The sequence below is a fragment of the Sphingopyxis sp. LARHCG72 genome (genome assembly GCF_052871675.1).
Map to the genome: position 1 here is coordinate 446,784 of NZ_JBIXJU010000002.1, position 22,187 is coordinate 468,970.

A 22,187-nucleotide genomic window follows, 5' to 3' on the forward strand; every position below is an offset into this window, starting at 1 on the left:
TCGGAATGACAATGGCGGGGATTGCAGCACCGGCGCGCGCGCAGACCCAAGGGCCGCCCGCACCCCCGCCGCCGCGCAATGCCGAGGCGGCCGCGGCCAATGCGAAGGAGATGGTCGACCCGATCAAGCGCTGCAAACCCGCCGAGGACGGATCGATCAACGTGTGCGGTACCGACACCGAACGCCACCGGCTGTCGCCCGAATTGCGCGCGATCGCGAAAGAGGGCCGCGAGGCGCCGCCGAAGCTGCCGCGCGCAGAGGCGAAGGCGATGTCGCTCGACAAGCTGCCCTATAACTGGATTTCGATCGGCGGCCGCGCGAAACCCGGTCCCGAATATAACGCGCAGTTTGAAGCCGTGAAGCGCGCGACCGACCCCGAAACGGGCACCCCGGCGCCGCCCGAGGAAGAGCCCTAGGCGAACGCCTCGGCCGCGCCGCCGGATTGCGCGGCGCGATACAGGCCTGCCGGCGCCAGCGTCACGGCGGCGAACCAGACGCACCAGAAAAGCAGCCATCCCGAACTCATCGCCATAGCGGCAGGCCGCGTCTCCTCGCCGCCGAGGATCAGATAGCTGTGGAGCAGGATGAGCAGCATGACGGCGGCCGCCACGACGATATTGAACGCCATATAGAGCGCGAACAGCCACCATTGCGGCCGCGCAGTGCGGCGCCACGATTCGATGAAAGCGGTCACCGGCTCCAGCTTGCCGCCTGCGGCCATGATCGGCCCGATCAGGCAGAGGCGCGCACTGATCCACGCGCTGACGATCGCGAGCAGGATCTGGCGTGCGATCGCGATCGGCGTACCGTCGGCGCGCGCCACCTCCATCCCCACCGTCAGGCGGAAGGGGAGGGCGAGAAGGAAGCCGAAGAGATAATAGAAGAGGAGCCCGGCGATCAGGTACGCCGCACCCGCGACCATGCCGTACATGATTTCGGAGACATAGCCCTCGCGGATCTCGGCAAGCAGCGCGCTCCACAGCGCGAGCATCGCGCCGCACATCAGCGCGGCGCAGATGCCGAGCAGATAGAGCGGGCCGACGATCGACCCCGTAAGCCGGAAATCATCGGGTGCGATCGCCAGCGCGAGGATAGCGTCCATGCTCAGCACCGGTTCGCTCGCGAGGAGAAGGAAGGGCAGGACGACGCCGAGCAGCATATAGGCGAGCAGTGCCCGCCAATGCTCGCCCGCCAGTACGCACGCCTCGGCCAGACCTAGCCTGATGTCGATATCCATGCTTGCCCCCCTGTTCCCCTCGTCGGGGGTAACAGCGGTGCGCGCGATTTCAAGCGTGGTTCAAAGCGCGAGGATCGGCATGTGCATCGGCGTCCCGACCACATGATCCGACGCGGCGAGAATGCCGAGCGCGGCATGGATGGCGCTCGCCGGTCCGTCATGAGTAACGAGCGCGATGACGACACCATCCTCTTCGTCGGTACCGCGCTGGATGAAGCTTTCGATCGACACGCCGGCATCGCGCATCGCTGTCGCGATCTCGGCGAGCACGCCAATCCGGTCCTCGACGATCAGGCGGACATAATGTTTGCCGACGCGCGCGCCCGCGTCGGCGACCGGCGCGGCGTCGAGCGAATCGACGGGCATCGCGAAGGCGGGGCCATATTCGTCGCGCGCGATATCGATGATGTCGGCGACGATCGCCGATGCGGTCGGGCCTGCGCCCGCGCCCGCACCCTCGAAGAACAGGCGGCCGACGAAATTGCCCTCGGCGACGACGGCGTTCAATGCGCCCGGCACATAGGCGAGCGGATGGTCGGCGGGGACGAGGCACGGCTGGACATGCTGGTAAAGGCCATTCGCATCGCGCTCGGCCATGCCGATCAGGCGGACGCGGTGCCCGAGGGCTTCGGCTTCGCGGATGTCGGCGGCGATCAGCCCGCGGATGCCGTCGGCGGTCACCGTGCCGATGTCGAGCTTCGTGCCGAAGCACAGCGCCGCAAGGATCGACAATTTATGCGCGGCGTCGATGCCGTCGACGTCGAAGGTCGGGTCGGCCTCGGCATAACCCTCCGCCTGCGCGGCGGCGAGCGCATCGGCGAAGCTCGCGCCGTTCCGCTCCATCTGCGTCAGGATATAATTGCACGTGCCGTTGAGGATGCCATAGACGCGCGCGATCTCGTTTGCCGACGCGCCTTCGCGGATCGCCTTGATGACGGGAATGCCGCCCGCGACCGCGGCTTCATATTTCAGCGGCGTGTCCTTTTGCTCGGCGAGCCGCGCGAGGTCGAGCCCGTGATGCGCGATCATCGCCTTGTTCGCGGTGACGAGCGCCTTGCCCGCGCCGAGCGCGTGGCGCGCTAGCGTCAGCGCAGATCCGTCGGCGCCGCCGATCATCTCGACGACGACGTCGACGTCGTCGGCCGCGACGATCGCGTCCATATCGTCTTCCCAGCGATAGGGCGAAAGGTCGATGCCGCGGTCCTTGTGGCGGTCGCGCGCCGAAACGGCGACGATCTCGATCGGACGTCCCGCGCGCCGTGCGATCAGGTCGCGGTTCGCCTCGAGCAGGCGGACGACCCCGCCGCCGACGACGCCAATCCCCGCAAGCGCGACACGCAGCGGCGGACGGGGAGCGGTCGGGGCGGAATAGGGCGACATGCAGAAACTCCGAATGGGCGCGGAGCTTCGCCCCGCCGTTGCGAGCGCCCTATCGGCTTTTGTCGCGGAAACAAGCCCGGCGCGCCTTAGGAACGCCGAAGCAAATCTTTATCCGTTACGGAAAACGGCACCGGCCCGCTCCCCCTCCCGGCCTCCCTGACGATAGTATCCTATGGGAGGCCGGGAGGGGGAGCGGGCCGGTGCCGACTCCGACGTTAGTCGGAGAAATGGAAATCAACCAACCGGCGGCTTGCGCGTGCGCGTGCATTCGCCCAGCGCGCCGAGGACGACCGCGTAGTCGGATGCCGCCTTGCGGCGATCCTCCGGCGCGGTTCCCGCGAGCTTGTTCAGCGGCAGGGTGCGCGGCAGGCCGCAGGCGAGCCGATACCAGGCGAGCGTACCCCGTGCGGGCACCGCGGCCGATCCGTCGACGATTTCGCCAAATGCAGCGGCCCAGCGCCGCGACCCGTCGGCGGCGGTCAGGATCGTCAGCGAGACGGGTTCGCCGGTCTGCGTGTTGAGGAAGAGCTGGGTTTCGCCTTCGCCGGGCAACGTACCGGGCACATGGAAGCCGTTGGCAATACCAGTGATCGCGGGCGGCGCGCCGGGCTTTACGAGTTCGGTCAGGATCGCCCGTAGCTGCGCCTCGGTCGCCGGATCCCATGGCAATTGGGCGTCGGGCGCGATCAGCCGGACGCTGCCGGTGTTGCTGCTTCCCGCTGTTGCGCCCGCGACGGGGCGGGCGAAGAGCAGGACCGGCTGCTTCTTTTTGAGCTTCGGCGCCTTGCCTTTGGCATCGAGCGGCAGGTCGACGAGGTAGGAGATTCGCGCCGCGAGCGGTCCCGATCCGCGAATCAGGCTGACCACGTCGGCCTCGATATAGAATCGGGCGTAGCCAGCCGCGACTCCGGGCGCTTGTGCGGGTTTGAGCGCCGCGGAACTATATATACGCGCGTGAAGCGCGATCGGTGCGGCGCTCGCCAGATCGGCGATGTCGGCATAGCTATAGGGGCTGGTCGCAGCCGCCGGGACCGGGGCCTGCATGGCGGAAACGCTCGGGATTCCAAGGGTAAGGGTAAGGATTCCGGCGATAGCTGCCGGGTGGGGGAGGCGCATGGTCGATCCACTTTCCGTCGTTTATGACACCGGTATCGGCGCCTGAATCCCCATGATGGGACAAGGCACATTAACCGCTGATAAAGGGTTTGCGAACTTGCCGCCACCGCGATAGGACGGGCCGCGAAGCGTCCGGCAAAAACATAATAAGCCGAACGTAGCGCCGTCGGGTCTCGCGGAACGCATCGGAAATCATCCGGGCATTTGGCAACCGAACCCGCCGGCAGGGAATTGGTGTCAGGATGATCTAGCAAGGAGCGTCGTCCCTGAATGGCTTATGGTGATAATGTCGACCCTAAAAACAGGGTAGTGGCGATTGTCTTGGTTGGTCTGTTTACTGCTGTGCTGGGCTATGGCCTGGTGAACGGCTTGAATATCAGTATCGTCAAGAAGCTCGCCGAAAAATTGGATGTGGTGGACGTTGAAGAGCCGCCGCCGCCGGAGGAACCCCCGCCGCCGCCGCCGCCGGACAACAAGTTGCCGCCGCCGCCGCCGGTCGTGACGCCGCCGTCGCCCATTCCGCCGCCGGTGACGACCAATACGGTCCAGTCGGTGCCGAAGGCGCCGCCGACGCCGCCCCCGCCCGTCTATACGCCGCCGGCTCCGCCCGCGCCGCCGCCGACGCCGGATCTCAGCGCCGCCGGTACGCCGAAGGGCAATCCGGGTCGCTGGGCGACGAACGACGACTATCCGGCCCGTGCCATGCGCGAAGAGCGTGAAGGCACCACCGGGTTCCGCGTTACCTATGGCGCCGATGGCCGCATCACCTCGTGTGACGTGACCTCGTCGAGCGGCCACGCCGATCTCGATGCCGAAACCTGCAAGCTTATCCAGCGCCGCGGCCGGTTCAATCCGGGCAAGGACCGCGCGGGTAACCCCGTGGGCGGAAGCTACAGCAATCGTATCCGTTGGCAGATTCCGCGCTGATCCGGCGCAAGGACATCTGTTTTCGATTTTACCGAATATTTTGAGAGGGATTTTCCAGTATGTTTAATCTGATCGCAAATGCCGCCGCTGCGGCGCCGGCTGCCGCTCACGACGCAGGCCTCAGCCTGATGCCCGCATCGATGTGCGTGAAGGAAGAAGGCCAGAACCCCTATGGTCTGGTCCCCGCGCTTTGCGAAGGCGGTATCGTCTCGCAGGTCACCTTCCTCGTCCTGCTGATCATGTTCATCGGCACGCTCTACATCCTGTTCACCAAGCTGTTCGAACAGAACAAGGTGATCAACCAGGGCAAGGCAGTCGATGCCAACTTCTGGCGCGCGCCGACGCTGGCCGATGGTGCCTCGAAGCTCGAAAAGAACAGCGCGTATCGCCAGGTTGTCGAAGACGGCCTGCGCGCCAACGAAGAGCACAACAAGCTGACCGATCCCGTCGAAGCACATGACTGGATGCACGGCACGCTCGAGCGTTCGCAGAACCACATCAACTCGAAGCTCAACGGCGGCCTCGCCTTCCTCGCGACCGTGGGTTCGACCGCACCGTTCGTCGGTCTGTTCGGTACCGTTATCGGTATTCTTCGCGCCCTCGTGAAGATCGGTGCATCGGGCCAGGCCTCGATCGACACCGTCGCCGGCCCGGTCGGTGAAGCGCTCATCATGACCGCCATCGGTCTGATCGTGGCGGTTCCCGCGGTGCTCGCGTTCAACTGGCTCCAGAGCCGCAACAAGGCGATTGCCCGCCGCCTGTCGACCTTCTCGAACGACGTTCTCGGTTCGATCATGTCGAACGGCCAGGTGAAGCCGGCTTCGACGCAGGCTGCCGCCAAGGCTGCTGCTCCGGCCGCGGCACCGAAGAAGGCCTGATTGGTCTCCTGGACCCCCGCCTTTCGCCGCGTGGCGACGGGCGGGGTCCGTTGGACAGGGTTGCCAGGCCGCCTGGCGTGTCGACCCGATGTCCGTGACAGAAATTTTGTGACAGGATGCTAATCCTATGGCGATGAGTGTAGGCGACAAGGGCGGCGAAGAAGCCCCAATGTCCGAAATCAACACGACTCCGCTCGTGGACATCATGCTTGTGTTGCTCATCATCTTCCTCATCACGGTTCCCGTGGTGTTGGAGACGGTGAACCTCAAGCTGCCCGACGTGCCCTTTGAACCGACGACGACGAAGCCCGAAAACGTGCTGCTGTCGATCCGTTCGGCGGACACCGACGGCGATGGCGAGCCGAATCCCGAGAGCACGGCGTGCGAAGTCTATTGGGGTCAGACCCCGGTCGATTCGAAACAATTGCTCGAACGCGGCCAGCAGAAGCTGGAAAAGCTGCTCGAAGACATCGGCGGCCCGCAGAACATCACCGAGGAAAATTTCCCCGAAGTGCATATTCGCGGCGACGTCAACACGCCGTACCAGTGCATCGGCGGTGTGATCTATACGATGCAATATGCCGGCTTCCAGAAGATCGGGTTCATTTCGGAACCGGCTCCTGGTTCGGGTACGGTGGGCCGCCTGTAAGGGCGCGCTCCGTTTAGGAACGAAGGAATAATCGCATGTCCATGGCAGTTGGAGATCGGGACGAAAATGAACCGATGATGGACATGAACACGACGCCGTTGATCGACGTCATGCTCGTGCTCCTCATCATGTTCATCATCACCATCCCGGTCCAGACCCACGCGGTGAAGATCGATCTGCCGATCCCGACCGACAGCCAGAGCAATGTCGACCCCGAAAAGAACAAGGTGATGATCGACCCCGCGGGGACGATCACCTGGAATGGTTCGCCGGTCGATCTCGCTCAGCTGGCGCAGTATCTGGAACAGACCAAGGCATTGCCGGTCGAACCCGAACTGCAGGTCCAGCCCGACCCCTATGCACGCTATATCGTCGTCGACAATGTCATGGCGGTGATCAAGCGCAGCGGCGTCGGCAAGCTGGGCTTCGTCGGCAACGAGCAATATGCCCGCGTCTTCTGATCTCTGATCGGAGCCGTCAGGCGAAGAATTAGGGGCCGCGAAGAAATTCGCGGCCCTTTTTCTGTGCCGCAACGCTTTGTCACAGCTCCGCCGTCATAAAGGCTTGGAACGCGGGGCAAATGGCGGCATCGTCGGCGCACGGGATCGAAACGCGCGGTCGCGACGTATAGATTCAGGTTTTATGTGCAGGGAGCAGCAAGATGGTGATTGGTTCGCGCCGCAAACGGGCAATGGCACAGGGGCTGATTGTCATCTCGGCCCTCGCACTCGGCGGCTGCGCCGGGATGGGCAAGAAGTCGACGACGACGCTGCCGCCCGCCGACGCCTATGCCCAGCTTTATGACAACAAGGGCGCCGATCGCGGGCGCGCCGACATCTACCGCGACACGACCGGCCTCCGCATCGAACTCGTCGCACGCGGCTTTGCGCCGGGCACCTACGGCATGCATGTCCACGCCGTCGGCCAGTGCAACGCGCCCGATTTCGCGAGCGCGGGGCCGCACTGGAACCCGACGGGGGCGCAGCACGGCCGCGACAATCCGATGGGCGCACATCACGGCGATCTTCCGAACCTTGTCATCGAACCCGACCAGATCGGCCGCGCGACGCTGCGCCTTGTCGGCTCGCGCTTCGAGGGCGACGGCGGCTTGCTCGACGCCGACGGCGCCGCTTTCGTGATCCATGCCGGGCCCGACGATTACAAGACCGATCCCAGCGGCAACAGCGGCGGTCGCGTCGCGTGCGGCGTGATCGTCAAAGAGGGCGCGAAGTAAAGCGGCTTCCGCTTCGTCGCTTCCCGCCACGGCGGGACGACGGCGCGGTCCCGGAGCTTCAATGAAAGCTTGGGCGGGCGTCTCGACCGAAGGGTCAGGCGCCCGCCGCGCGTTCGGCGATCGTCGCTTCGGCACGCGGGACGGCGCGATAGGCATAGATCAGCAGGCCGAGCGCGATCGGCGCGACGCCGATCAGCGACAATATGCCGGTGCGCAGGTCGCCGACCGGTTTCCCGTCGACAATCGTGCCGGCCAAGTCCGAAATCTGCCCGACCATATAAGGGCCGAAGGACAGACCGACGAGCGTTGTGCCGAGGAAGAAGGCGGCAGTCGCCGTCCCGCGCATCCGCGGCAACACCAGATCCTGCGTCGTCGCCGCCGCGGCGCCGAGCGCGGCCGCTCCGAACAGGCCGGCAAGGAAATTCATGACGTAGAACAGCGCCGCATTGTCGGTCGTATAGCCGATCCAGATCGGGACGACCGGTGCAATGACGCCGAAGATGATCATCAGAATCCGTCCCGCGGGGTTCCGCGCGCGCAGTGCATCGGCGATCCGGCCGCCGATGATCACGCCGACGAAACCGCTGATCGCGCCGTTGGCACCGAGGTAGAAAGCCAGTTCCTGCTTGGGCAGGCCCAGCACGGTTTCGGCATAGGGCGCCGACCAGAAAGCGAGCGCATAGGCGGCGAGCGCGACGAGGCCATAGCCGAGCGTCGTGCAAATGAAGGCGGGCGTGCCCCAGATCAACCGGAAGGTTGCGGGATCGTGCGCGCGGAGCCCGCTCGCCCAGGAAAAGACGGCATAATAGCCCAGTGCAACCGCCGACCATTGCGGAAGGTTGCCCGTCAGCCCGATCATCCACCAGGCGAAGGCTGCGATCGCGAGGGCGAAGCCGATGTTGATTGCGAGTGCCGCCGGACCGCGCTTCCACGCGCCCAATAGCGTCAGCGGCGGCACGATCATCGACAGATCCTTGCCGAATTCGCGGAAGGGTGTCGGCGATCCCTGAGTCGGCGCGCCGTCCATCGCACCGCGCACCGGTTCGCGCAGGCTGGCAACCCACAGCGCGAGCAACAGGCCGGGAATGCCGACCGCGAGGAAGGCCGCCTGCCAGCCGACCAGTCCAACCGGGCCACCCGCTGGATACGCCCTGTTCCATGTTTCGACGATCGATGCACCGATGAACAGCGAGACACCGCCGCCGAGGTAGAGCCCCGACGAGTAGATGGCGAGCGCGGTCGCTTTCTGCCGCTTCGGGAAATAGTCGGAGATCAGCGAATAAGCGGTCGGGCTTGCGGTTGCCTCGCCGACGCCGACGCCCATGCGCGCGAGCGTCAGCGTCACCTGATTATACGCGAAGCCCGAAAGCGCCGTCATCGCCGACCACAGGGTCAGGCCGATCGACAGCAGTTTGACGCGGCTCCAATTGTCCGCAAGGCGGCCGAGCGGGATGCCGAACAGCGCATAAAAGACCGCGAAGGCAGCGCCGCCGAGAAAGCCCATGTCGCCGTCGGTGAGTCCGAGGTCGGCCTTGATATCGACGGCGAGGATGCTGATGATCTGCCTGTCGATGAAATTGAGGATATAGACGACGACGAGCACCGACAGGACGTACCAGCTGTAGCCCGTGGCTTGCGGCTCGGCCGGAACCGGCGCACCGGACGTGACATTTTCGCTGGCGGTCTCGGCCATCTGGCAACCCTCTCCCTGACCCATTATCTCTTGGCGATCATGGCTAGCAGAGCCGGACGAAGGCGCAAGTTGAAAGTCGGTTCAACTTTGTGCGAAGGGAGAAACATGCACGACGATAGGAAAAAAAGACCCGCGATCCTCTTCCTCTGCCTCGGCAACATCTGTCGCTCCCCACTTGCCGAGGGCGCGGCGCGTGCGGCCTTTGCAAGGGCGGGGATCGACGCGCTGCTCGATTCGGCGGGGACCGGTGACTGGCACGTCGGCCGACCGCCCGATGCGCGCGCGCAGACCGAGGCGCGGCGCCGCGGGATCGACATTTCGGGTCTGCGCGCGCGCCAGCTGTCGCCCGGCGATTTTACCCGCTTCGACCTGATCCTCGCCGCCGACGAAAGCAACTTGCGCGACGCGCGGGCGATCAGGCCCGCCGGCGCAACCGCCGAGCTCCGGCTGATGCTCGACCTGCTGCCCGGACGCGGCGGCGAGGGCGTCACCGACCCCTATTATGGCGAGGACGACGGCTTCGCGACGACGTGGGACGATGTCGACGCGGTCGCGGCGGCGCTCGTCGCCGAATTTTCGCCGCCCAGCGGATAACGCACGACGGGATGATAGCGCGAGCCGCCGTGGCCGAGCTCGCTTTCGTAGAGCGTGACATGCCCGAATTCGAACGCCGGGCTGGCGAGGCCGCTGTTCAGCGCCAGGAAGGGCGCGACCGGCCCGGCGCCGCGGTTCAGCCGCGCAAGCGTGATATGCGGGACAAAGGCGCGCGTTTCGGGCGCGATCCCGACGCGTGCGAGCAGCTGGTCGACCTTGCGGTGCAGCGCCGCGAGCGGCTCGTGCGGTTCGATCCCCGCCCAGACCATGTGCGGGCGCCCCTGACGTTCAAACATTTCGACGCCGGCGATCCGCGCGGTGATCGCCGGCGCATAAAGCGGCCCGAGCGCCGCCGCGACATCTTCCGCCCGATGCCGATCGACCTCGCCGATAAAGCGCAGCGTCAGGTGAAGCTGGTCGTCGCTTTGCCAGCGCGCGCCGGCAATGCCGTGCATCGCGGCGATCAGGATTTCGCGGATCGCGCGCGGGGGGCGCAGCGCGACGAACAGGCGGTGCGTCGACATGATGCAGAGCATAAGCGGTGCGGCGCGCGATCGCGACCCCTTACCGCCGGGCGCCAATATTGTTGCTTAATATTGCTCTTGTCCGGTTTCGCTTGAAACAGGCGGTCAAACTCACGATATTGCTGCATACGGCCGGTATGGGCTGGCCGGTGATGGAGTAATGACAATGGCGAATTGGAACGACCCCAATATGGCGGCTTCCGGTTTTGGCGCCGGCGCGAACGCAATGGACCAGGCCGTCGATGCCGGGCTGCGGTCGTACATGCTGTCGGTTTACAACTATATGGGTTCGGGCGTGCTGCTGACCGGCATCGTCGCGATGCTCGCATATAACAGCGGTTTCACCGCTTCGCTGATCGGCAGCCCGCTGATGTGGGTGGTGATGCTCGCGCCGCTGGCTTTCGTGCTGGTGCTGAGCTTCGGCATCAACAAGCTCTCGACCGGTGCCGCACAGGCGCTGTTCTGGGTCTATGCGGCGGTGATGGGTCTGTCGATGTCGACGATCTTCCTCGCTTTCACGGCCTCGTCGATCGCAACGACCTTTTTCGCGACGGCCGCCGCCTTCCTCGGTCTCAGCCTTTATGGCTACACGACCAAGAAGGATCTGTCGGGCTTCGGCACGTTCCTGATCATGGGTGTCGTCGGCATTCTGGTCGCGATGCTGATCAACTTCTTTCTGCAGTCGAGCGCCCTTGCGATGGCGATCAGCGTCATCGGTGTGCTGCTCTTCGCGGGCCTCACCGCCTATGACACGCAGAAGATCAAGAGCATGTATTTCTATGTCCGCGGGACCGATTTTGTCGGCAAGTCGGTGATCATGGGCGCGCTGACGCTCTATCTCGACTTCGTCAACATGTTCACCTTCCTGCTCAACCTTCTGGGCAGCCGCGACTAATCGCGGGGACAGGAACGAAACAAGGGAGCCCGGCGAAGCGATTCGCCGGGCTCTTTCTTTTGGGAGAGGGGCATTGGCATGATTCGCATCGGAATGGCTGCAGTCGCGGCGATGCTGGTCCTTCCGGCTCAGGCGACTCAATCGGCGCCGGGCTGTGTTGTCGGCCGGCCGGCAGGCGGCGACGTCAAAGCCTATGCGGCGACCTTCTTTCCCAAGGCCAGCCTTGCCGATCTCGATGCGCTCGTCGCGTGCCTTGGCGATCCGGATCCCGCGGTGCGCGACGATTTCGCCTTCACGCTCTGGTCCGAAGGGCTGCGCGGGCGGCATCTGGCCGCCGACCGAATGCGCCATGTGCTGGCGCGGCTGAGTGCCATCGTCGCCGGCCCCGACGATGCGGCGGGCTTCCAGAAACCGTTCGCCGTTCTCGCCTTGTCCGAGATTGCGCGCGCCGACCGGGTCGCGCCCTATTTGAGCGAAGCCGAATTGCACGCGCTCGTGGGATCGGGCGCCGCCTATCTGCGCGGCGTCACCGATTATCGCGGCTTCGTGGCGGGCGAGGGGTGGCGTCATGGCGTCGCGCATGGCGCCGATCTCCTGATGCAGCTCGCGCTCAATCCGCGGCTCGCGCGCGCCGATGCCGACCTGTTGCTGGCCGCCATCGCGGCGCAGGTCGCCCCCGCCGCATCGCCGTCCTATGTCCACGGCGAGGCGCGGCGCCTCGCGCGACCGGTGCTCTTCCTCGCCAAACGTTCCGACATCGACGATGCCGCATGGGCGGCGTGGTTCCAGTCGCTGCATCCCGACGACGCGCCGCGCTGGAAAACGCCCCATACCAGCGCGGCGGGGCTCGCGGCGGTTCACAACAGCAGCGCGTTCGGCGACGCCCTATATGTCGCGGCCAGCGAATCGCAGGATCCGCAGGTCCGGCGGCTCGCGCCGCTTGCCGCCGGATTGCTGAAAGCGCTGCCCTAGGCCGGGGCCGCGCCCGCCGACTGCATCTTTGCGATCAGGCCGTTGTCGATTTCCTTCGCGCGCTTGTATGCCGGGCGCTCGCGCAAGGGAGCGACATAGGCCTCGAACGCCGGGCGCGACGCGATGGTGCCGAACTGCAGCCCCCAGTCGATCTGGCTGCCGACATAGACGTCGGCGGCGCTGAAGCGGTCGCCCGCGACGAAGGCCTTGCCCGCGACCGCGCTTTTGAGCGCGTCGAGCGCGGCGGGCAGCGAGCCGAAACCCGCCATGCGCTGCTGGTCGGCGTCGGGCTCGACCCCGAAATGCTTGGCGGTGATCGCCTGCTCGACGGGCCCCGCGGTGAAGAACAGCCAGCGATAATAATCGGCGCGGTCGGCTGGGGCTGGGGCAAGGCCGGCTTCGGGAAAGGCGTCGGCGAGATAGGCGCAGATCGCCGCGCATTCGGTCACCGCCTTGCCGTCGTGGACGATCGCGGGAACCTTGCCCATCGGATTGACCGCCAGATAGGCTGCGTCCTTCATCGTCGTGCCGTAATCGAGGATGCGCGGCTCATAGGGAGCGCCGACCTCCTCGAGCATCCAGCGGACAATCTGCCCGCGCGACATAGGGTTGGTATAGAAAATCAGGTCGTCGGCCATCGCGCTTCTCCCATGTGGTTCGATTCGGATGTGAACATATCAAGAACACCATCCCGCCGCCAGCGGGCTTGTTTTGTCACCGTTCGCGGCTAAGGCAAAGGCATGAGCGACGAACGCATATGGACCGCCGCTGTACTGGTGATCGGCGACGAGATTCTCTCGGGCCGCACGCAGGACAAGAATGTCGCGCAGATCGCGACCTGGCTCGAAGTGCAGGGGATTCGCCTCCGCGAGGTGCGTATCGTCCCCGATGTCGAGGCGGAGATCGTCGACGCGCTGAACGCGATCCGCGCGCGCTATGACTATGTCTTCACCACCGGCGGCATCGGGCCGACGCACGACGACATCACCGTCGATGCGGTGGCGAAGGCGCTGGGCGTCGGGGTTATCATCCACCCCGCGGCGCGGGCGATCCTCGAGCGCTATTACACCGCGCGCGGCAGCGAACTCACCGAGGCGCGGCTGCGCATGGCGCGTACCCCCGACGGGGCCGAGCTGATCCCCAACCGCATGTCGGGCGCGCCGGGCATCCGCATCGGCAATTTGTTCGTGATGGCTGGGGTGCCGCACATCACCGCGGGCATGCTCGACGCGCTGACCGGCGAGCTTGAGGGCGGCGCGCCGCTCATTGCGCACACGATCGGCGCGTGGGCGCCCGAAAGCGAGATCGCCGACCTGCTGCGCCTCGGCGAAAAGGATCATCCGGGCGTCGCGATCGGCAGCTATCCCTTCTTTCGCGAGGGCAAGACCGGTGCGAACTTCGTCATTCGCTCGACCGACGGCGAACAGGTTGCGGCGTGCGTCGCGATGCTGACCGCGGGCTTCGAAGCGCTCGGCTATGCGGTGACCGACGGCGGGATCTGATCGGCCGGCTGCGCATGCGGAAGGCGGCGCAGCATCAGGATTGCGAACAGGCCGAAGATTGCCGCGACGACGAACGCCGCGCCTGGAAAATGTACCGGCGCGCCGTCGGCGGTAAAATACGCCATCGTGCCGGTGAGCAGCAGCGGCGCGAAAAGCTGCCCCAATCCCATCGCCATCGCCGAAATGCCCTGCACCTCGCCCTGCGTCTCGGGCGTTGCGCGGCGCGACATCATCGCCATCAGCGATGGCTGCACCGGCGCCTGCAACGCAACGGGGATCAGCAGCAGGAAGGCGCCAATCGTCGAGGTGGTGAAGGCGTAACCGATATAGACCGCCACGGCGACGAGGATGCCGAGCGTCGCCGCATCGCGCTCGCCGAAACGTGCGACCGCAGGGCCGACGACGAAAACCTGGCCAAGCGCGATCATCACACCCACCGCAAAGAGGCTCGCGCCGATCATCCCCGGCGTCCAGCCGAGCTGCGCGATGCAATAGAAACTCCAAGTCATCGGATAAACGAGACTCGCGATCTGCCAAAGCACGAGCACCCCCGCGACGCCGTCCATTCCGGGCAGCGTGCGCATCGTCTTCCACGCGCCGAGCGGATTGGCGCGGCGCCAGTCGAAGGCGCGGCGGCGCTCGGGCGGCAGCGTTTCGGGGAAGATGAAGAGGCCGTAGAGCATATTTGCCGCAGCGAGAATAGCCGCGGCCACGAACGGCGCCCGCGGACTGAGTTCGCCGAGCAGGCCGCCGATGAGGGGACCAGCAATGAACCCGATGCCGAACGCCGCGCCGACGAAACCGAAATTGCGCGCACGCTCCTCGGGCTTGGTGATGTCGGCGATAGCCGCCTGCGCCGCGGCATAGCTGCCCCCGAAAATACCCGACAGCGCGCGCGCGACGAACAGCCAGGGCAGGGTCTCGACGGTCGTCAGCAGCACATAATCGATCGCGAGCCCGCCGAGCGCGAGCAGCAGCACGCGCCGCCGCCCGAAATGATCCGACAGATTGCCGAGCACGGGCGACGCAAGGAACGTCGCGACCGCCATGACGAGGCCGATCCACGCGCCGACCTCGATCGCGTGCGGAAGGTCGATCTCGCCGACCTCCATCACCAGTTGCGGCAGCACCGGCATGATGATGCCGAAACCGACCGCATCCATGAAAATCGTCGCAACGATGAACGGGATGGTACGCTTCGCCGTCACTTGCTCTTTGCCCCTGCCATGCCTAGCGCCACCGAACCCTTCCTCATGCGTTGCCGATAGATGAAACTCGAAATTTCCGCCTCCCTAAATTACCGCCTGTCCGAACCCGTCGACCTGATGCTCCAGATCGAGGCCGCGGACGGGCATGGCCAGCGCGTCCTCGAAACCTCGCTCGACGTCGGCACCCCCGAATTTGTCGCGCGCGTTCCGGCCGCCGACGGCATTTGCGAGCCGATCTGGCTGCGCGCCGAGGGAAGCCTGCGCGCCGAATATCGCGCACTGGTCGAAATCGACCGGCCCGACACCGACTTCCGCTCGCTTGCCGCAGTGCCGCTCCACCGGCTCCCGGCCGAGGCGATTCCCTATCTCAACGAATCGCGCTATTGCCCGTCGAACAAGTTCCACGCGTTCGTCGAGCGCCGTTTCGGCGATCATGAGGGCGGGGCGAAGATCGGCCGGATGCGCGACTGGATCGAAAGCCGCTTCACCTATGTTTCGGGTTCGAGCGATGCCGAGACGGGTGCGCTCGACAGCTTTGTCGAACGCCGCGGCGTATGCCGCGACTATGCGCATGTCATGATCGCGCTCGCCCGCGCTGCGCATATCCCGGCGCGCATGGCGAGCGCCTATGCGCTGCGCGCCCGGCCGCAGGATTTCCACGCTGTCGCCGAAGTCTATCTCGACGGCGACTGGCACCTCGTCGATGCGACGGGGATGGCACGCGCCTCCGAAATGGCGCGTATCTGCGTCGGCCGCGATGCCGCCGACATATCCTTCCTCACCGCGTATCGCGATATCGCGTTCGTCAGTCAGAAGGTGAAGGTGGAGAAGGTCGAGAATTGAAGGCCCGACGCCGTCAGTCCCCGCTTCGCGTGGCTGGCCGGACTTTTGCTGATCGCGACTTAGCTCCGCTAAATCTCTGCAAAAGTTGGAGCGGGTGAAGGGAATCGAACCCTCGTCGTAAGCTTGGGAAGCTTCTGCTCTACCATTGAGCTACACCCGCGTGGCCTGCGCGATTGGCACAGCCGCGCGCGGCGGTCAATCGCCTGTGTCAGCGCGCCGATTCGCAGATCGTTTCCATCGCGACGAAGGTCGAGGTGCTCGCGACATGCGGCAGGCTCGAGATTTTTTCGCCGAGTACGATGCGGTATCGGCGGATATCGGGGGTGCGGACCTTGAGCAGATAGTCGAAGCTGCTCGCGATCATATGGCATTCCTCGACCTCGGGAATTTGCCGCACCGCCATGTTGAACTGCTTGAGCGCTTCCTCGCGCGTATCCGACAGCTTCACCTCGGTGAAGGCGACATGGTCGAGCCCGACCTTGGCGGGATCGACGATCGCGCGGAAACCGACGATCAATCTGCTGTCGACCAGACGCTTCACGCGCTGCTGGCACGGGGTTTTCGACAGCCCGACCTGCAACGCGAGTTCGGTGAAAGTGATGCGCCCGTCGCGCCCCAGAATCGCGAGGATTTTGCGATCGAACTCGTCCATCTCGACTGTGGAAGAGGAGTTTTTCATGCATCCTGACTAAGGCTGATGCAAAACTTGGTCAATTCATATATAAAATGGGCACAAACAAGTCAGATCGACTTCAGGCAATATGGTATCGGGGGCCATGACCCAAAGCCCCGACCGCGCCGCCATCCGCGCCCTCGCCCGCCGCAGCGAATCCGACATCGTCGCCGAGCTGCGTAGCGCCCTTGCCACCTCTTCGGCCAGCGTCGAAGCCGTGACGCAGCGCGGTCTCGAATTGATCCGCAAGGCGAAGGCCGAAGGCGAGCGCGAGACGCTCGTCGCGCAGCTGATGAACCGCTATCGCCTGTCGACCGAGGAAGGCGTCGTGCTGATGTGCCTCGCCGAAGCGCTGCTGCGCGTGCCTGACAATGCGACCGCCAACGCGCTGATCCGCGACAAGATCGCCGGACGCCACTGGAAGGACGGCGAGGATGAGGACAGCCCGCTGATCGTCGCGCTGTCATCGCGCGGCCTCTCGCTCGGCTCGGCGACGCTGATGCTCGACGCGATGGGCAGCCGGGCGAACCCGCTGACCTTGCTCAAATCGATGGTCCGCCGCTCGGGCGAGCCGGTGATTCGCCAGGCGGCGCTCGCGGCGATGAAGATGCTGGGGCAGCAGTTCGTGATGGGCGAGACGATCGACGCGGCGGTCAAGCGCGCCGACAAGCAAAAGGCCGAACTCGCGAGCTTCGACATGCTCGGCGAGGCGGCGCGCACCGCCGAAGACGCGCAGCGCTATTACGACAGCTATGCGAATGCGATCGCGCGTATCGGCAAAGGCGCGAAGCCGGGCGACCCGCACGTCAACCACGGCATTTCGATCAAGCTCTCGGCGCTTCACCCGCGCTACGAATATCTGCAGGCCGCGCGCGTGCGCGACGAGCTGATCCCGAACGTCATCGAACTCGCGCGCGCGGCGCGCGCGGTGAACATCCCGCTGATGATCGACGCCGAGGAAAGCGACCGGTTAGAGCCGCATATGGACGTGTTCGCGGCGTTGATCGACGCGGGCATCGCCGACGGCTGGACGGGCCTTGGCATCGTGATCCAGGCGTATCAGAAGCGCGCGCCGGCGGTGATCGACTGGCTCGCCAATCGCGCGCGGACGCGCGGGGTCAAGCTGTCGATGCGCCTCGTCAAGGGCGCCTATTGGGACACCGAGATCAAGCGCGCGCAGACGCTGGGGCTCGGCGACTTTCCGGTGTTCACGGCAAAGCTCCACACCGACCTCAATTACATGCGCTGCGCGCAGCTGCTGCGCGATTGCCAGGATTGCATCTTTCCGGCGTTCGCGAGCCACAATGCGATGACGCTGGCCTATGTCTCCGAACTGTTCGCGGGCGCCGATTACGAGTTGCAGCGGCTGCACGGCATGGGTGAGGGTGCGCACGACGCGCTCGTTGCGCTGTTCCCCCCGCCGCGCCCGGTGCGCGTCTATGCGCCGGTCGGTACGCACCGCGACCTGCTCGCCTATCTCGTCCGCCGCCTGCTCGAAAATGGCGCGAACTCCAGCTTCGTGCATCAATTCTCCGACCCCGGCGTCACCGCCGAGCAGCTCGCGGTCGACCCGCGCAGCGTCGCGAGCGCGGCATCGTCGAACATTGCAACCGGCCTCGGTCTCTTCGACCCGGCGCGGCGCAATTCGCGCGGTTATGATCTCGGCGATCCGGGTGTGCCCGAGGCGCTCGTTTCGGCGATCGGCGCGGCGCGGCGGAGCGATCTCGTCGCGGCGCCGATCGTCGGCGGCGTGGCGCGCGACGGCAAAGCCGAACCGGTGCGCAATCCCGCGACGGGTACGGTCGTCGGTCAGATGATCGAAGCCGATGCGGCCACCGTCGCCGACGCCGTCGCGGCGGCACAAAAGGCACAGGGCGACTGGAGCCTCGCCGGCGGCACCTTCCGCGCCGAACGGCTCGAACGCGCTGCCGACCTGCTCGAAGAGCGCGATGCACTTTTCCTCGGCCTCGCGATCGACGAAGCGGGCAAGACGCTCGTCGATGCGGTCGCCGAAGTGCGCGAGGCGGTCGATTTCCTCCGCTATTACGCCGCACAGGCGCGCGCCGACTTCACTTACCCCGTCGCGCTCCCCGGCCCGACGGGCGAACGCAACGAACTGATGCTCGAGGGCAAGGGCGTGTTCGTGTGCATCAGCCCGTGGAACTTTCCGCTCGCGATCTTCCTCGGGCAGGTGTCGGCGGCGCTTGCGGCGGGCAATACGGTGCTCGCGAAACCCGCCGAGCAGACCCCGCTGATCGCGCACGCCGCGGTCGAGCTGCTGCTCGAAGCCGGCATCCCGGGCGATGTCCTCCATTACCTCCCCGGTCGCGGTGAGACCGTCGGCGCGGCGCTGACGGGCAACGACGACATCATCGGCGTCGCCTTCACCGGATCGACCGAGGTCGCGCGGATGATCAACCGCAGCCTCGCCGGGCGCGACGGTCCGATCGCGACGCTGATCGCCGAAACCGGCGGCGCGAATGCGATGATCGCCGATTCGACCGCGCTCCCCGAACAGGTCGCGCGCGACGCGGTCGCGTCGGCGTTCCAGTCGGCGGGACAGCGCTGTTCGGCGCTGCGCCTGCTCTGCGTGCAGGACGATGTCGCCGACACGATGATCGAAATGGTCGCGGGCGCGATGGCCGAACTCAATGTCGGCGATCCGTCGATCCTTGCCACCGACGTGGGCCCGATCATCGACGACGAGGCGCGGGCGAACATCGCGGCCTATGTCGCCGAAGCGCGCGCTGCGGGGCGGGTGATCGCCGAAGCGGGACGGACGAACCTGCCCGCCGGCGGCCATTTCGTGCCGCCGGTGGCGATCCGGCTCGACCATGTTACCGACCTCAAGCGCGAGATTTTCGGACCGGTGCTCCATATCGCGACGTGGAAGGGCGGCGAGCTCGATGCGCTGATCGATGCGATCAACGCTTCGGGCTATGGTCTCACGCTCGGCGTCCACACGCGCATCGACGGCGTCGCGGCGCACATCGCGGCGCGCGCGGCGGTCGGCAATGTCTATGTCAACCGCAACCAGATCGGGGCGATCGTCGGCTCGCAGCCGTTCGGCGGGCGCGGCCTGTCGGGCACCGGGCCCAAGGCGGGCGGCCCGCACTATCTGCATCGCTTTGCCGAAGAAAAGTCGATCAGCACCGATATCACCGCGGCGGGCGGCAATGCGGCGCTGATGGCGGGCTAGCAGTCGGCTAGGACCACGAGGCCCGATACAGAGTGGACGGCTGTCCCGGGCAAATACGTCCGAAATCGTCTCGCGGCTTCATGCCGCGGCGACCCTATGTTCTGGTTGCCCCCCGCAGCGATGACGGCCTACCGTTTTGGCGCGGGCGCGCCAATGGGTAATTTTACGCACCCGGTACGCCGAGCAGCTGCGCCTGCGCGTTCAGCCGGCCCGCCGCCCCCGGGTTCGCGGCGATCCCGTCCTTCAACGCTTGCGCGGCCTTGGCGGTCTCGCCCAGCGTCATCCGGCTGCGCATCAGCATGATCCAGCGGTCGACGTCGGCGGGGTTGGCCTTGAGCTTGGCTTCGAGCCCGCTCACCATGCCTTCGATCATCTGGTCCTGCTGGCCCTTGGGAAGCTGCGACGCCGCTTCCATGTCGGCGCGGCTCGGCCCCGGGATCGCGCGCGCGGCGACAGGCATTTCGTCGGCGGTCAGCGGCCGCGGCTGCGTGCTCGCGAGGCGCGCGGCGACGTCGATCTTGTGGATCTTGCCGACCTGCTCGATCGTGCGGCGCAGGTCAGCCTCCCACGGCGCGCCTTGCGGCGTGTCGGCGAGCAAGGCGAACCAGTCTTCGATCGCGCCTTTATGGTCGCCGCCGATATCCTTCTTTACCGCGAGGAAATAGCGCGCGCGCGGATCCTTGGCGTCGAGCGCGACCGCTTTGTTGAACGCGTCGAGCGCGGCTTGCGGCATGGGATCGCTGTCGCTTTTCATCACCCGCGCCTCGCCGAGCGCCGACCACAGCCCGGCCGATTCGGGCGAAAGCGCGACGGCTTTTTCGTAAGCCGCGGTGGCGCCGGCGAAATCGCTCATGTCGAAACGCGCCGCGCCGAGCGCGGTCCAGGCATCGGCGCTGTTCGGTTCGCGCTTCGTCCGCGCCTCCAGTTCGGCGAGCTGGTCGGACGGCGCGGTGGCGCCCTGCGTCGCCTTGTCGTTCGCCGGAGATGCGGAATCGCGCCAGATTGCATAGCCGATCGCTGCCGCCAGCAGGATGAAGGCGGCAACCAATATCGCCCGGTTCGCGCCCGTCATGCCCTGCTTTCGGCTCTCCGCCATGCCGTTGCTCTCGCTCATTTTTACCCCTCTTGTACGCGCCGCGAAAAAATGCCGCCTGTGCGCGCTGTCATATTGCCTTTGCTTGGCGATGGTGTAGCCTTTGGCATACAAGGTCGGTCAACGATAAAATCGTCAGGGGTCGCACCGGCTTTCCCAGTCATACAGGGGAGGGGTGCATGGCAGTATCGGATCACGTCGACTTTTCGACGTTCATGGAAGGCGTAAAAAAGCGCAACCCGGGTCAACCCGAGTTCGTCCAGGCGGTGCAGGAGGTGTCCGAGGACATCTTCGATTTCATCGCCGACAAGGAAGAATATCACGCGCAGCAGATATTACGGCGCATCGCCGAGCCCGACCGGGTCGTGTCTTTCCGCGTCTGCTGGGAGGATGATAACGGCAATATCCGTGTCCAGCGCGGCTGGCGCGTCCAGAACAACAATGCCATCGGCCCGTACAAGGGCGGTATTCGTTTCCACCCGAGCGTCACCGAAAGCGTGCTCAAATTCCTCGCGTTCGAACAGACGTTCAAGAATGCGCTGACCGGATTGCCGATGGGCGGCGGCAAGGGCGGGTCGAATTTCAATCCCAAGGGCAAGAGCGTGCGCGAGATCATGCGCTTCTGCCAGAGCTTCATGACCGAGCTGTATCGCCACATCGGCGCCGACATCGACGTGCCCGCGGGCGACATCGGCGTCGGCGGGCGCGAAATCGGCTTCATGTTCGGCCAGTATAAGCGGATCACCAACGAATTCACCGGCGTGCTCACCGGCAAGGGGCTCGAATGGGGCGGCTCGCTCATCCGCACCGAGGCGACCGGCTATGGCGCGGTCTATTTCCTCGCCAACATGCTCGCCGCGAAAGGGCAGGACCTCGTCGGCAAGACCGCGGTCATCTCGGGGTCGGGCAATGTCGCGACGCATGCGGCCGAAAAGATCGTCCAATTGGGCGGCAAGGTGCTGACGCTGTCGGATTCGGGCGGTTTCATCCACGATCCCGACGGCATCACGCAGGAAAAGATCGACTGGGTGAAGACGCACAAGACGCACCGCCGCGGCCGGATCGAGGAATATTGCGATGAGTTCAAGGGCGCGAGCTTCACGGCGGGCAAGACGCCGTGGGGCGTGAAGTGCGACGTCGCGCTGCCGTGTGCGACGCAGAATGAACTGCTTGGCGAGGATGCCAAGACGCTGGTCAAGAACGGCTGCATCGCGGTCAGCGAAGGCGCCAACATGCCGACCAATCTCGAGGGCGTGCATGTCTTCAAGGATGCGAAGATCATGTTCGCGCCGGGCAAGGCCGCCAATGCCGGCGGCGTCGCGGTGTCGGGGCTCGAAATGAGCCAGAACAGCGGGCGGCGCGCGTGGAGCGAAGGCGAGTTGCAACAGATGCTGAAAGACATCATGGACGGCATCCACACGAGCTGCCTGACCTATGGTGATCGCGGCGGCGGCTATGTCGATTATGTAAAGGGCGCGAACATCGCCGGCTTCAAGAAGGTCGCCGACGCGATGCTGGCATTCGGGGTGGTATAATTCGGCCCAAGGCGTAAAGGCGCCGGGTTGGGGAA

22 protein-coding genes and 1 tRNA gene are annotated in these 22,187 nt (G+C 65.5%); 13 read left to right on the forward strand and 10 right to left on the reverse strand.

The features are described 5' to 3' along the window. The first annotated feature begins 11 nt into the window (after positions 1 to 11). On the forward strand, positions 12 to 416 hold the full coding sequence (locus ACIPPQ_RS07205; protein WP_446543451.1) for a hypothetical protein: 405 nt from the start codon (positions 12 to 14) through the stop codon (positions 414 to 416). Here ACIPPQ_RS07205 and ACIPPQ_RS07210 read toward each other — a convergent pair. From ACIPPQ_RS07210 to ACIPPQ_RS07220, 3 genes are all read right to left on the reverse strand, one after another. Next, the gene (locus ACIPPQ_RS07210; protein ID WP_446543452.1) at positions 413 to 1,237 is read right to left on the reverse strand and encodes a hypothetical protein; all 825 of its coding nucleotides are present in this window, start codon (positions 1,235 to 1,237) and stop codon (positions 413 to 415) included. The genes ACIPPQ_RS07205 and ACIPPQ_RS07210 overlap by 4 nt on opposite strands. 60 nt (positions 1,238 to 1,297) lie before the next feature. Beyond that, positions 1,298 to 2,617: a homoserine dehydrogenase gene (locus tag ACIPPQ_RS07215; RefSeq protein WP_446543453.1), complete on the reverse strand. Its 1,320-nt coding sequence runs from the start codon at positions 2,615 to 2,617 to the stop codon at positions 1,298 to 1,300. A gap of 234 nt (positions 2,618 to 2,851) precedes the next feature. Then, entirely contained in the window at positions 2,852 to 3,661 is an 810-nt protein-coding gene (locus ACIPPQ_RS07220; RefSeq protein WP_446543454.1) for a hypothetical protein, read from the reverse strand. Positions 3,662 to 4,003: 342 nt separating this feature from the next. On the opposite strand from ACIPPQ_RS07220, the gene ACIPPQ_RS07225 reads away from it, so the two are divergent. The 5 genes from ACIPPQ_RS07225 (at position 4,004) to ACIPPQ_RS07245 (ending at position 7,421) form a co-directional block, all read left to right on the forward strand. Continuing rightward, positions 4,004 to 4,660: an energy transducer TonB gene (locus ACIPPQ_RS07225; protein ID WP_327456887.1), complete on the forward strand. Its 657-nt coding sequence runs from the start codon at positions 4,004 to 4,006 to the stop codon at positions 4,658 to 4,660. Between the two features lie 59 nt (positions 4,661 to 4,719). After that, entirely contained in the window at positions 4,720 to 5,538 is an 819-nt protein-coding gene (locus ACIPPQ_RS07230; RefSeq protein WP_327456889.1) for a MotA/TolQ/ExbB proton channel family protein, read from the forward strand. A gap of 127 nt (positions 5,539 to 5,665) precedes the next feature. After that, complete coding sequence (locus ACIPPQ_RS07235) at positions 5,666 to 6,187, forward strand: ExbD/TolR family protein (protein WP_327456891.1); 522 nt, start codon at positions 5,666 to 5,668, stop codon at positions 6,185 to 6,187. Positions 6,188 to 6,222: 35 nt separating this feature from the next. Beyond that, the gene (locus ACIPPQ_RS07240) at positions 6,223 to 6,648 is read left to right on the forward strand and encodes an ExbD/TolR family protein (protein ID WP_327456893.1); all 426 of its coding nucleotides are present in this window, start codon (positions 6,223 to 6,225) and stop codon (positions 6,646 to 6,648) included. A 200-nt stretch (positions 6,649 to 6,848) separates the two neighbouring features. Continuing rightward, positions 6,849 to 7,421, forward strand: coding sequence for a superoxide dismutase family protein (locus ACIPPQ_RS07245; protein ID WP_446543455.1), 573 nt, complete (start codon positions 6,849 to 6,851; stop codon positions 7,419 to 7,421). 94 nt (positions 7,422 to 7,515) lie between these two features. Here the strand turns inward: ACIPPQ_RS07245 and ACIPPQ_RS07250 are convergent, their stop codons facing one another. Further along, positions 7,516 to 9,114 carry an MFS transporter gene (locus tag ACIPPQ_RS07250; RefSeq protein WP_446543456.1) on the reverse strand — a complete coding sequence of 533 codons (1,599 nt, stop codon included), beginning with the start codon at positions 9,112 to 9,114 and terminating at the stop codon, positions 7,516 to 7,518. Positions 9,115 to 9,219: 105 nt separating this feature from the next. Between ACIPPQ_RS07250 and ACIPPQ_RS07255 the strand changes: the two genes are divergently transcribed. Further along, positions 9,220 to 9,708, forward strand: coding sequence for a low molecular weight protein-tyrosine-phosphatase (locus tag ACIPPQ_RS07255; RefSeq protein ID WP_446543457.1), 489 nt, complete (start codon positions 9,220 to 9,222; stop codon positions 9,706 to 9,708). Here the strand turns inward: ACIPPQ_RS07255 and thpR are convergent. Then, a complete protein-coding gene (gene thpR / locus ACIPPQ_RS07260) occupies positions 9,615 to 10,232 on the reverse strand; it encodes an RNA 2',3'-cyclic phosphodiesterase (protein ID WP_446543458.1) in 618 nt (205 codons plus the stop codon). The genes ACIPPQ_RS07255 and thpR overlap by 94 nt on opposite strands. 166 nt (positions 10,233 to 10,398) lie before the next feature. Here thpR and ACIPPQ_RS07265 point away from each other — a divergent pair, with 166 nt between their 5' ends. Then, positions 10,399 to 11,127 (forward strand): Bax inhibitor-1/YccA family protein, encoded by a 729-nt coding sequence (locus tag ACIPPQ_RS07265; RefSeq protein WP_446543459.1) that lies wholly within the window; start codon positions 10,399 to 10,401, stop codon positions 11,125 to 11,127. 78 nt (positions 11,128 to 11,205) lie between these two features. Beyond that, positions 11,206 to 12,099, forward strand: coding sequence for a DUF2785 domain-containing protein (locus ACIPPQ_RS07270; RefSeq protein ID WP_446543460.1), 894 nt, complete (start codon positions 11,206 to 11,208; stop codon positions 12,097 to 12,099). Here ACIPPQ_RS07270 and ACIPPQ_RS07275 read toward each other — a convergent pair. Continuing rightward, positions 12,096 to 12,737 carry a glutathione S-transferase family protein gene (locus ACIPPQ_RS07275; RefSeq protein WP_446543461.1) on the reverse strand — a complete coding sequence of 214 codons (642 nt, stop codon included), beginning with the start codon at positions 12,735 to 12,737 and terminating at the stop codon, positions 12,096 to 12,098. The two genes, ACIPPQ_RS07270 and ACIPPQ_RS07275, sit on opposite strands and share 4 nt — an antisense overlap. 102 nt (positions 12,738 to 12,839) lie before the next feature. Here ACIPPQ_RS07275 and ACIPPQ_RS07280 point away from each other — a divergent pair, with 102 nt between their 5' ends. After that, positions 12,840 to 13,601 carry a competence/damage-inducible protein A gene (locus ACIPPQ_RS07280; protein WP_446543462.1) on the forward strand — a complete coding sequence of 254 codons (762 nt, stop codon included), beginning with the start codon at positions 12,840 to 12,842 and terminating at the stop codon, positions 13,599 to 13,601. Here the strand turns inward: ACIPPQ_RS07280 and ACIPPQ_RS07285 are convergent. Further along, positions 13,574 to 14,809 (reverse strand): MFS transporter, encoded by a 1,236-nt coding sequence (locus tag ACIPPQ_RS07285; protein WP_446543463.1) that lies wholly within the window; start codon positions 14,807 to 14,809, stop codon positions 13,574 to 13,576. The genes ACIPPQ_RS07280 and ACIPPQ_RS07285 overlap by 28 nt on opposite strands. A gap of 60 nt (positions 14,810 to 14,869) precedes the next feature. Between ACIPPQ_RS07285 and ACIPPQ_RS07290 the strand changes: the two genes are divergently transcribed. After that, entirely contained in the window at positions 14,870 to 15,652 is a 783-nt protein-coding gene (locus ACIPPQ_RS07290; protein ID WP_446543464.1) for a transglutaminase-like domain-containing protein, read from the forward strand. Between the two features lie 86 nt (positions 15,653 to 15,738). Here the strand turns inward: ACIPPQ_RS07290 and ACIPPQ_RS07295 are convergent. Next, positions 15,739 to 15,812, reverse strand: a tRNA-Gly gene (locus ACIPPQ_RS07295). A 48-nt stretch (positions 15,813 to 15,860) separates the two neighbouring features. Continuing rightward, complete coding sequence (locus ACIPPQ_RS07300) at positions 15,861 to 16,331, reverse strand: Lrp/AsnC family transcriptional regulator (RefSeq protein WP_446543465.1); 471 nt, start codon at positions 16,329 to 16,331, stop codon at positions 15,861 to 15,863. 97 nt (positions 16,332 to 16,428) lie between these two features. Here ACIPPQ_RS07300 and putA point away from each other — a divergent pair, with 97 nt between their 5' ends. Beyond that, positions 16,429 to 19,524, forward strand: coding sequence for a bifunctional proline dehydrogenase/L-glutamate gamma-semialdehyde dehydrogenase PutA (putA, locus tag ACIPPQ_RS07305; RefSeq protein ID WP_446543466.1), 3,096 nt, complete (start codon positions 16,429 to 16,431; stop codon positions 19,522 to 19,524). A gap of 163 nt (positions 19,525 to 19,687) precedes the next feature. Here putA and ACIPPQ_RS07310 read toward each other — a convergent pair whose 3' ends face one another. Beyond that, entirely contained in the window at positions 19,688 to 20,638 is a 951-nt protein-coding gene (locus tag ACIPPQ_RS07310) for a TPR domain-containing protein (protein WP_446543467.1), read from the reverse strand. Positions 20,639 to 20,796: 158 nt separating this feature from the next. Here ACIPPQ_RS07310 and gdhA point away from each other — a divergent pair, with 158 nt between their 5' ends. Then, a complete protein-coding gene (gene gdhA, locus ACIPPQ_RS07315; RefSeq protein ID WP_446543468.1) occupies positions 20,797 to 22,152 on the forward strand; it encodes an NADP-specific glutamate dehydrogenase in 1,356 nt (451 codons plus the stop codon). Positions 22,153 to 22,187: the final 35 nt, after the last annotated feature.

Bases quoted from the DNA above. Each gene is read 5' to 3' on its own strand.
- ACIPPQ_RS07255 (WP_446543457.1), top strand. From the start codon at position 9,220: ATGCACGACGATAGGAAAAAAAGACCCGCGATCCTCTTCCTCTGCCTC.
- ACIPPQ_RS07300 (WP_446543465.1), bottom strand. From the start codon at position 16,331: ATGAAAAACTCCTCTTCCACAGTCGAGATGGACGAGTTCGATCGCAAA.
- gdhA (WP_446543468.1), top strand. From the start codon at position 20,797: ATGGCAGTATCGGATCACGTCGACTTTTCGACGTTCATGGAAGGCGTA.
- ACIPPQ_RS07225 (WP_327456887.1), top strand. From the start codon at position 4,004: ATGGCTTATGGTGATAATGTCGACCCTAAAAACAGGGTAGTGGCGATT.
- ACIPPQ_RS07220 (WP_446543454.1), bottom strand. From the start codon at position 3,661: ATGCAGGCCCCGGTCCCGGCGGCTGCGACCAGCCCCTATAGCTATGCC.
- ACIPPQ_RS07265 (WP_446543459.1), top strand. From the start codon at position 10,399: ATGGCGAATTGGAACGACCCCAATATGGCGGCTTCCGGTTTTGGCGCC.
- thpR (WP_446543458.1), bottom strand. From the start codon at position 10,232: ATGTCGACGCACCGCCTGTTCGTCGCGCTGCGCCCCCCGCGCGCGATC.
- ACIPPQ_RS07245 (WP_446543455.1), top strand. From the start codon at position 6,849: ATGGTGATTGGTTCGCGCCGCAAACGGGCAATGGCACAGGGGCTGATT.
- ACIPPQ_RS07205 (WP_446543451.1), top strand. From the start codon at position 12: ATGGCGGGGATTGCAGCACCGGCGCGCGCGCAGACCCAAGGGCCGCCC.
- ACIPPQ_RS07240 (WP_327456893.1), top strand. From the start codon at position 6,223: ATGTCCATGGCAGTTGGAGATCGGGACGAAAATGAACCGATGATGGAC.
- putA (WP_446543466.1), top strand. From the start codon at position 16,429: ATGACCCAAAGCCCCGACCGCGCCGCCATCCGCGCCCTCGCCCGCCGC.
- ACIPPQ_RS07275 (WP_446543461.1), bottom strand. From the start codon at position 12,737: ATGGCCGACGACCTGATTTTCTATACCAACCCTATGTCGCGCGGGCAG.
- ACIPPQ_RS07290 (WP_446543464.1), top strand. From the start codon at position 14,870: ATGAAACTCGAAATTTCCGCCTCCCTAAATTACCGCCTGTCCGAACCC.
- ACIPPQ_RS07230 (WP_327456889.1), top strand. From the start codon at position 4,720: ATGTTTAATCTGATCGCAAATGCCGCCGCTGCGGCGCCGGCTGCCGCT.
- ACIPPQ_RS07310 (WP_446543467.1), bottom strand. From the start codon at position 20,638: ATGAGCGAGAGCAACGGCATGGCGGAGAGCCGAAAGCAGGGCATGACG.
- ACIPPQ_RS07215 (WP_446543453.1), bottom strand. From the start codon at position 2,617: ATGTCGCCCTATTCCGCCCCGACCGCTCCCCGTCCGCCGCTGCGTGTC.
- ACIPPQ_RS07235 (WP_327456891.1), top strand. From the start codon at position 5,666: ATGGCGATGAGTGTAGGCGACAAGGGCGGCGAAGAAGCCCCAATGTCC.
- ACIPPQ_RS07270 (WP_446543460.1), top strand. From the start codon at position 11,206: ATGATTCGCATCGGAATGGCTGCAGTCGCGGCGATGCTGGTCCTTCCG.
- ACIPPQ_RS07210 (WP_446543452.1), bottom strand. From the start codon at position 1,237: ATGGATATCGACATCAGGCTAGGTCTGGCCGAGGCGTGCGTACTGGCG.
- ACIPPQ_RS07250 (WP_446543456.1), bottom strand. From the start codon at position 9,114: ATGGCCGAGACCGCCAGCGAAAATGTCACGTCCGGTGCGCCGGTTCCG.
- ACIPPQ_RS07280 (WP_446543462.1), top strand. From the start codon at position 12,840: ATGAGCGACGAACGCATATGGACCGCCGCTGTACTGGTGATCGGCGAC.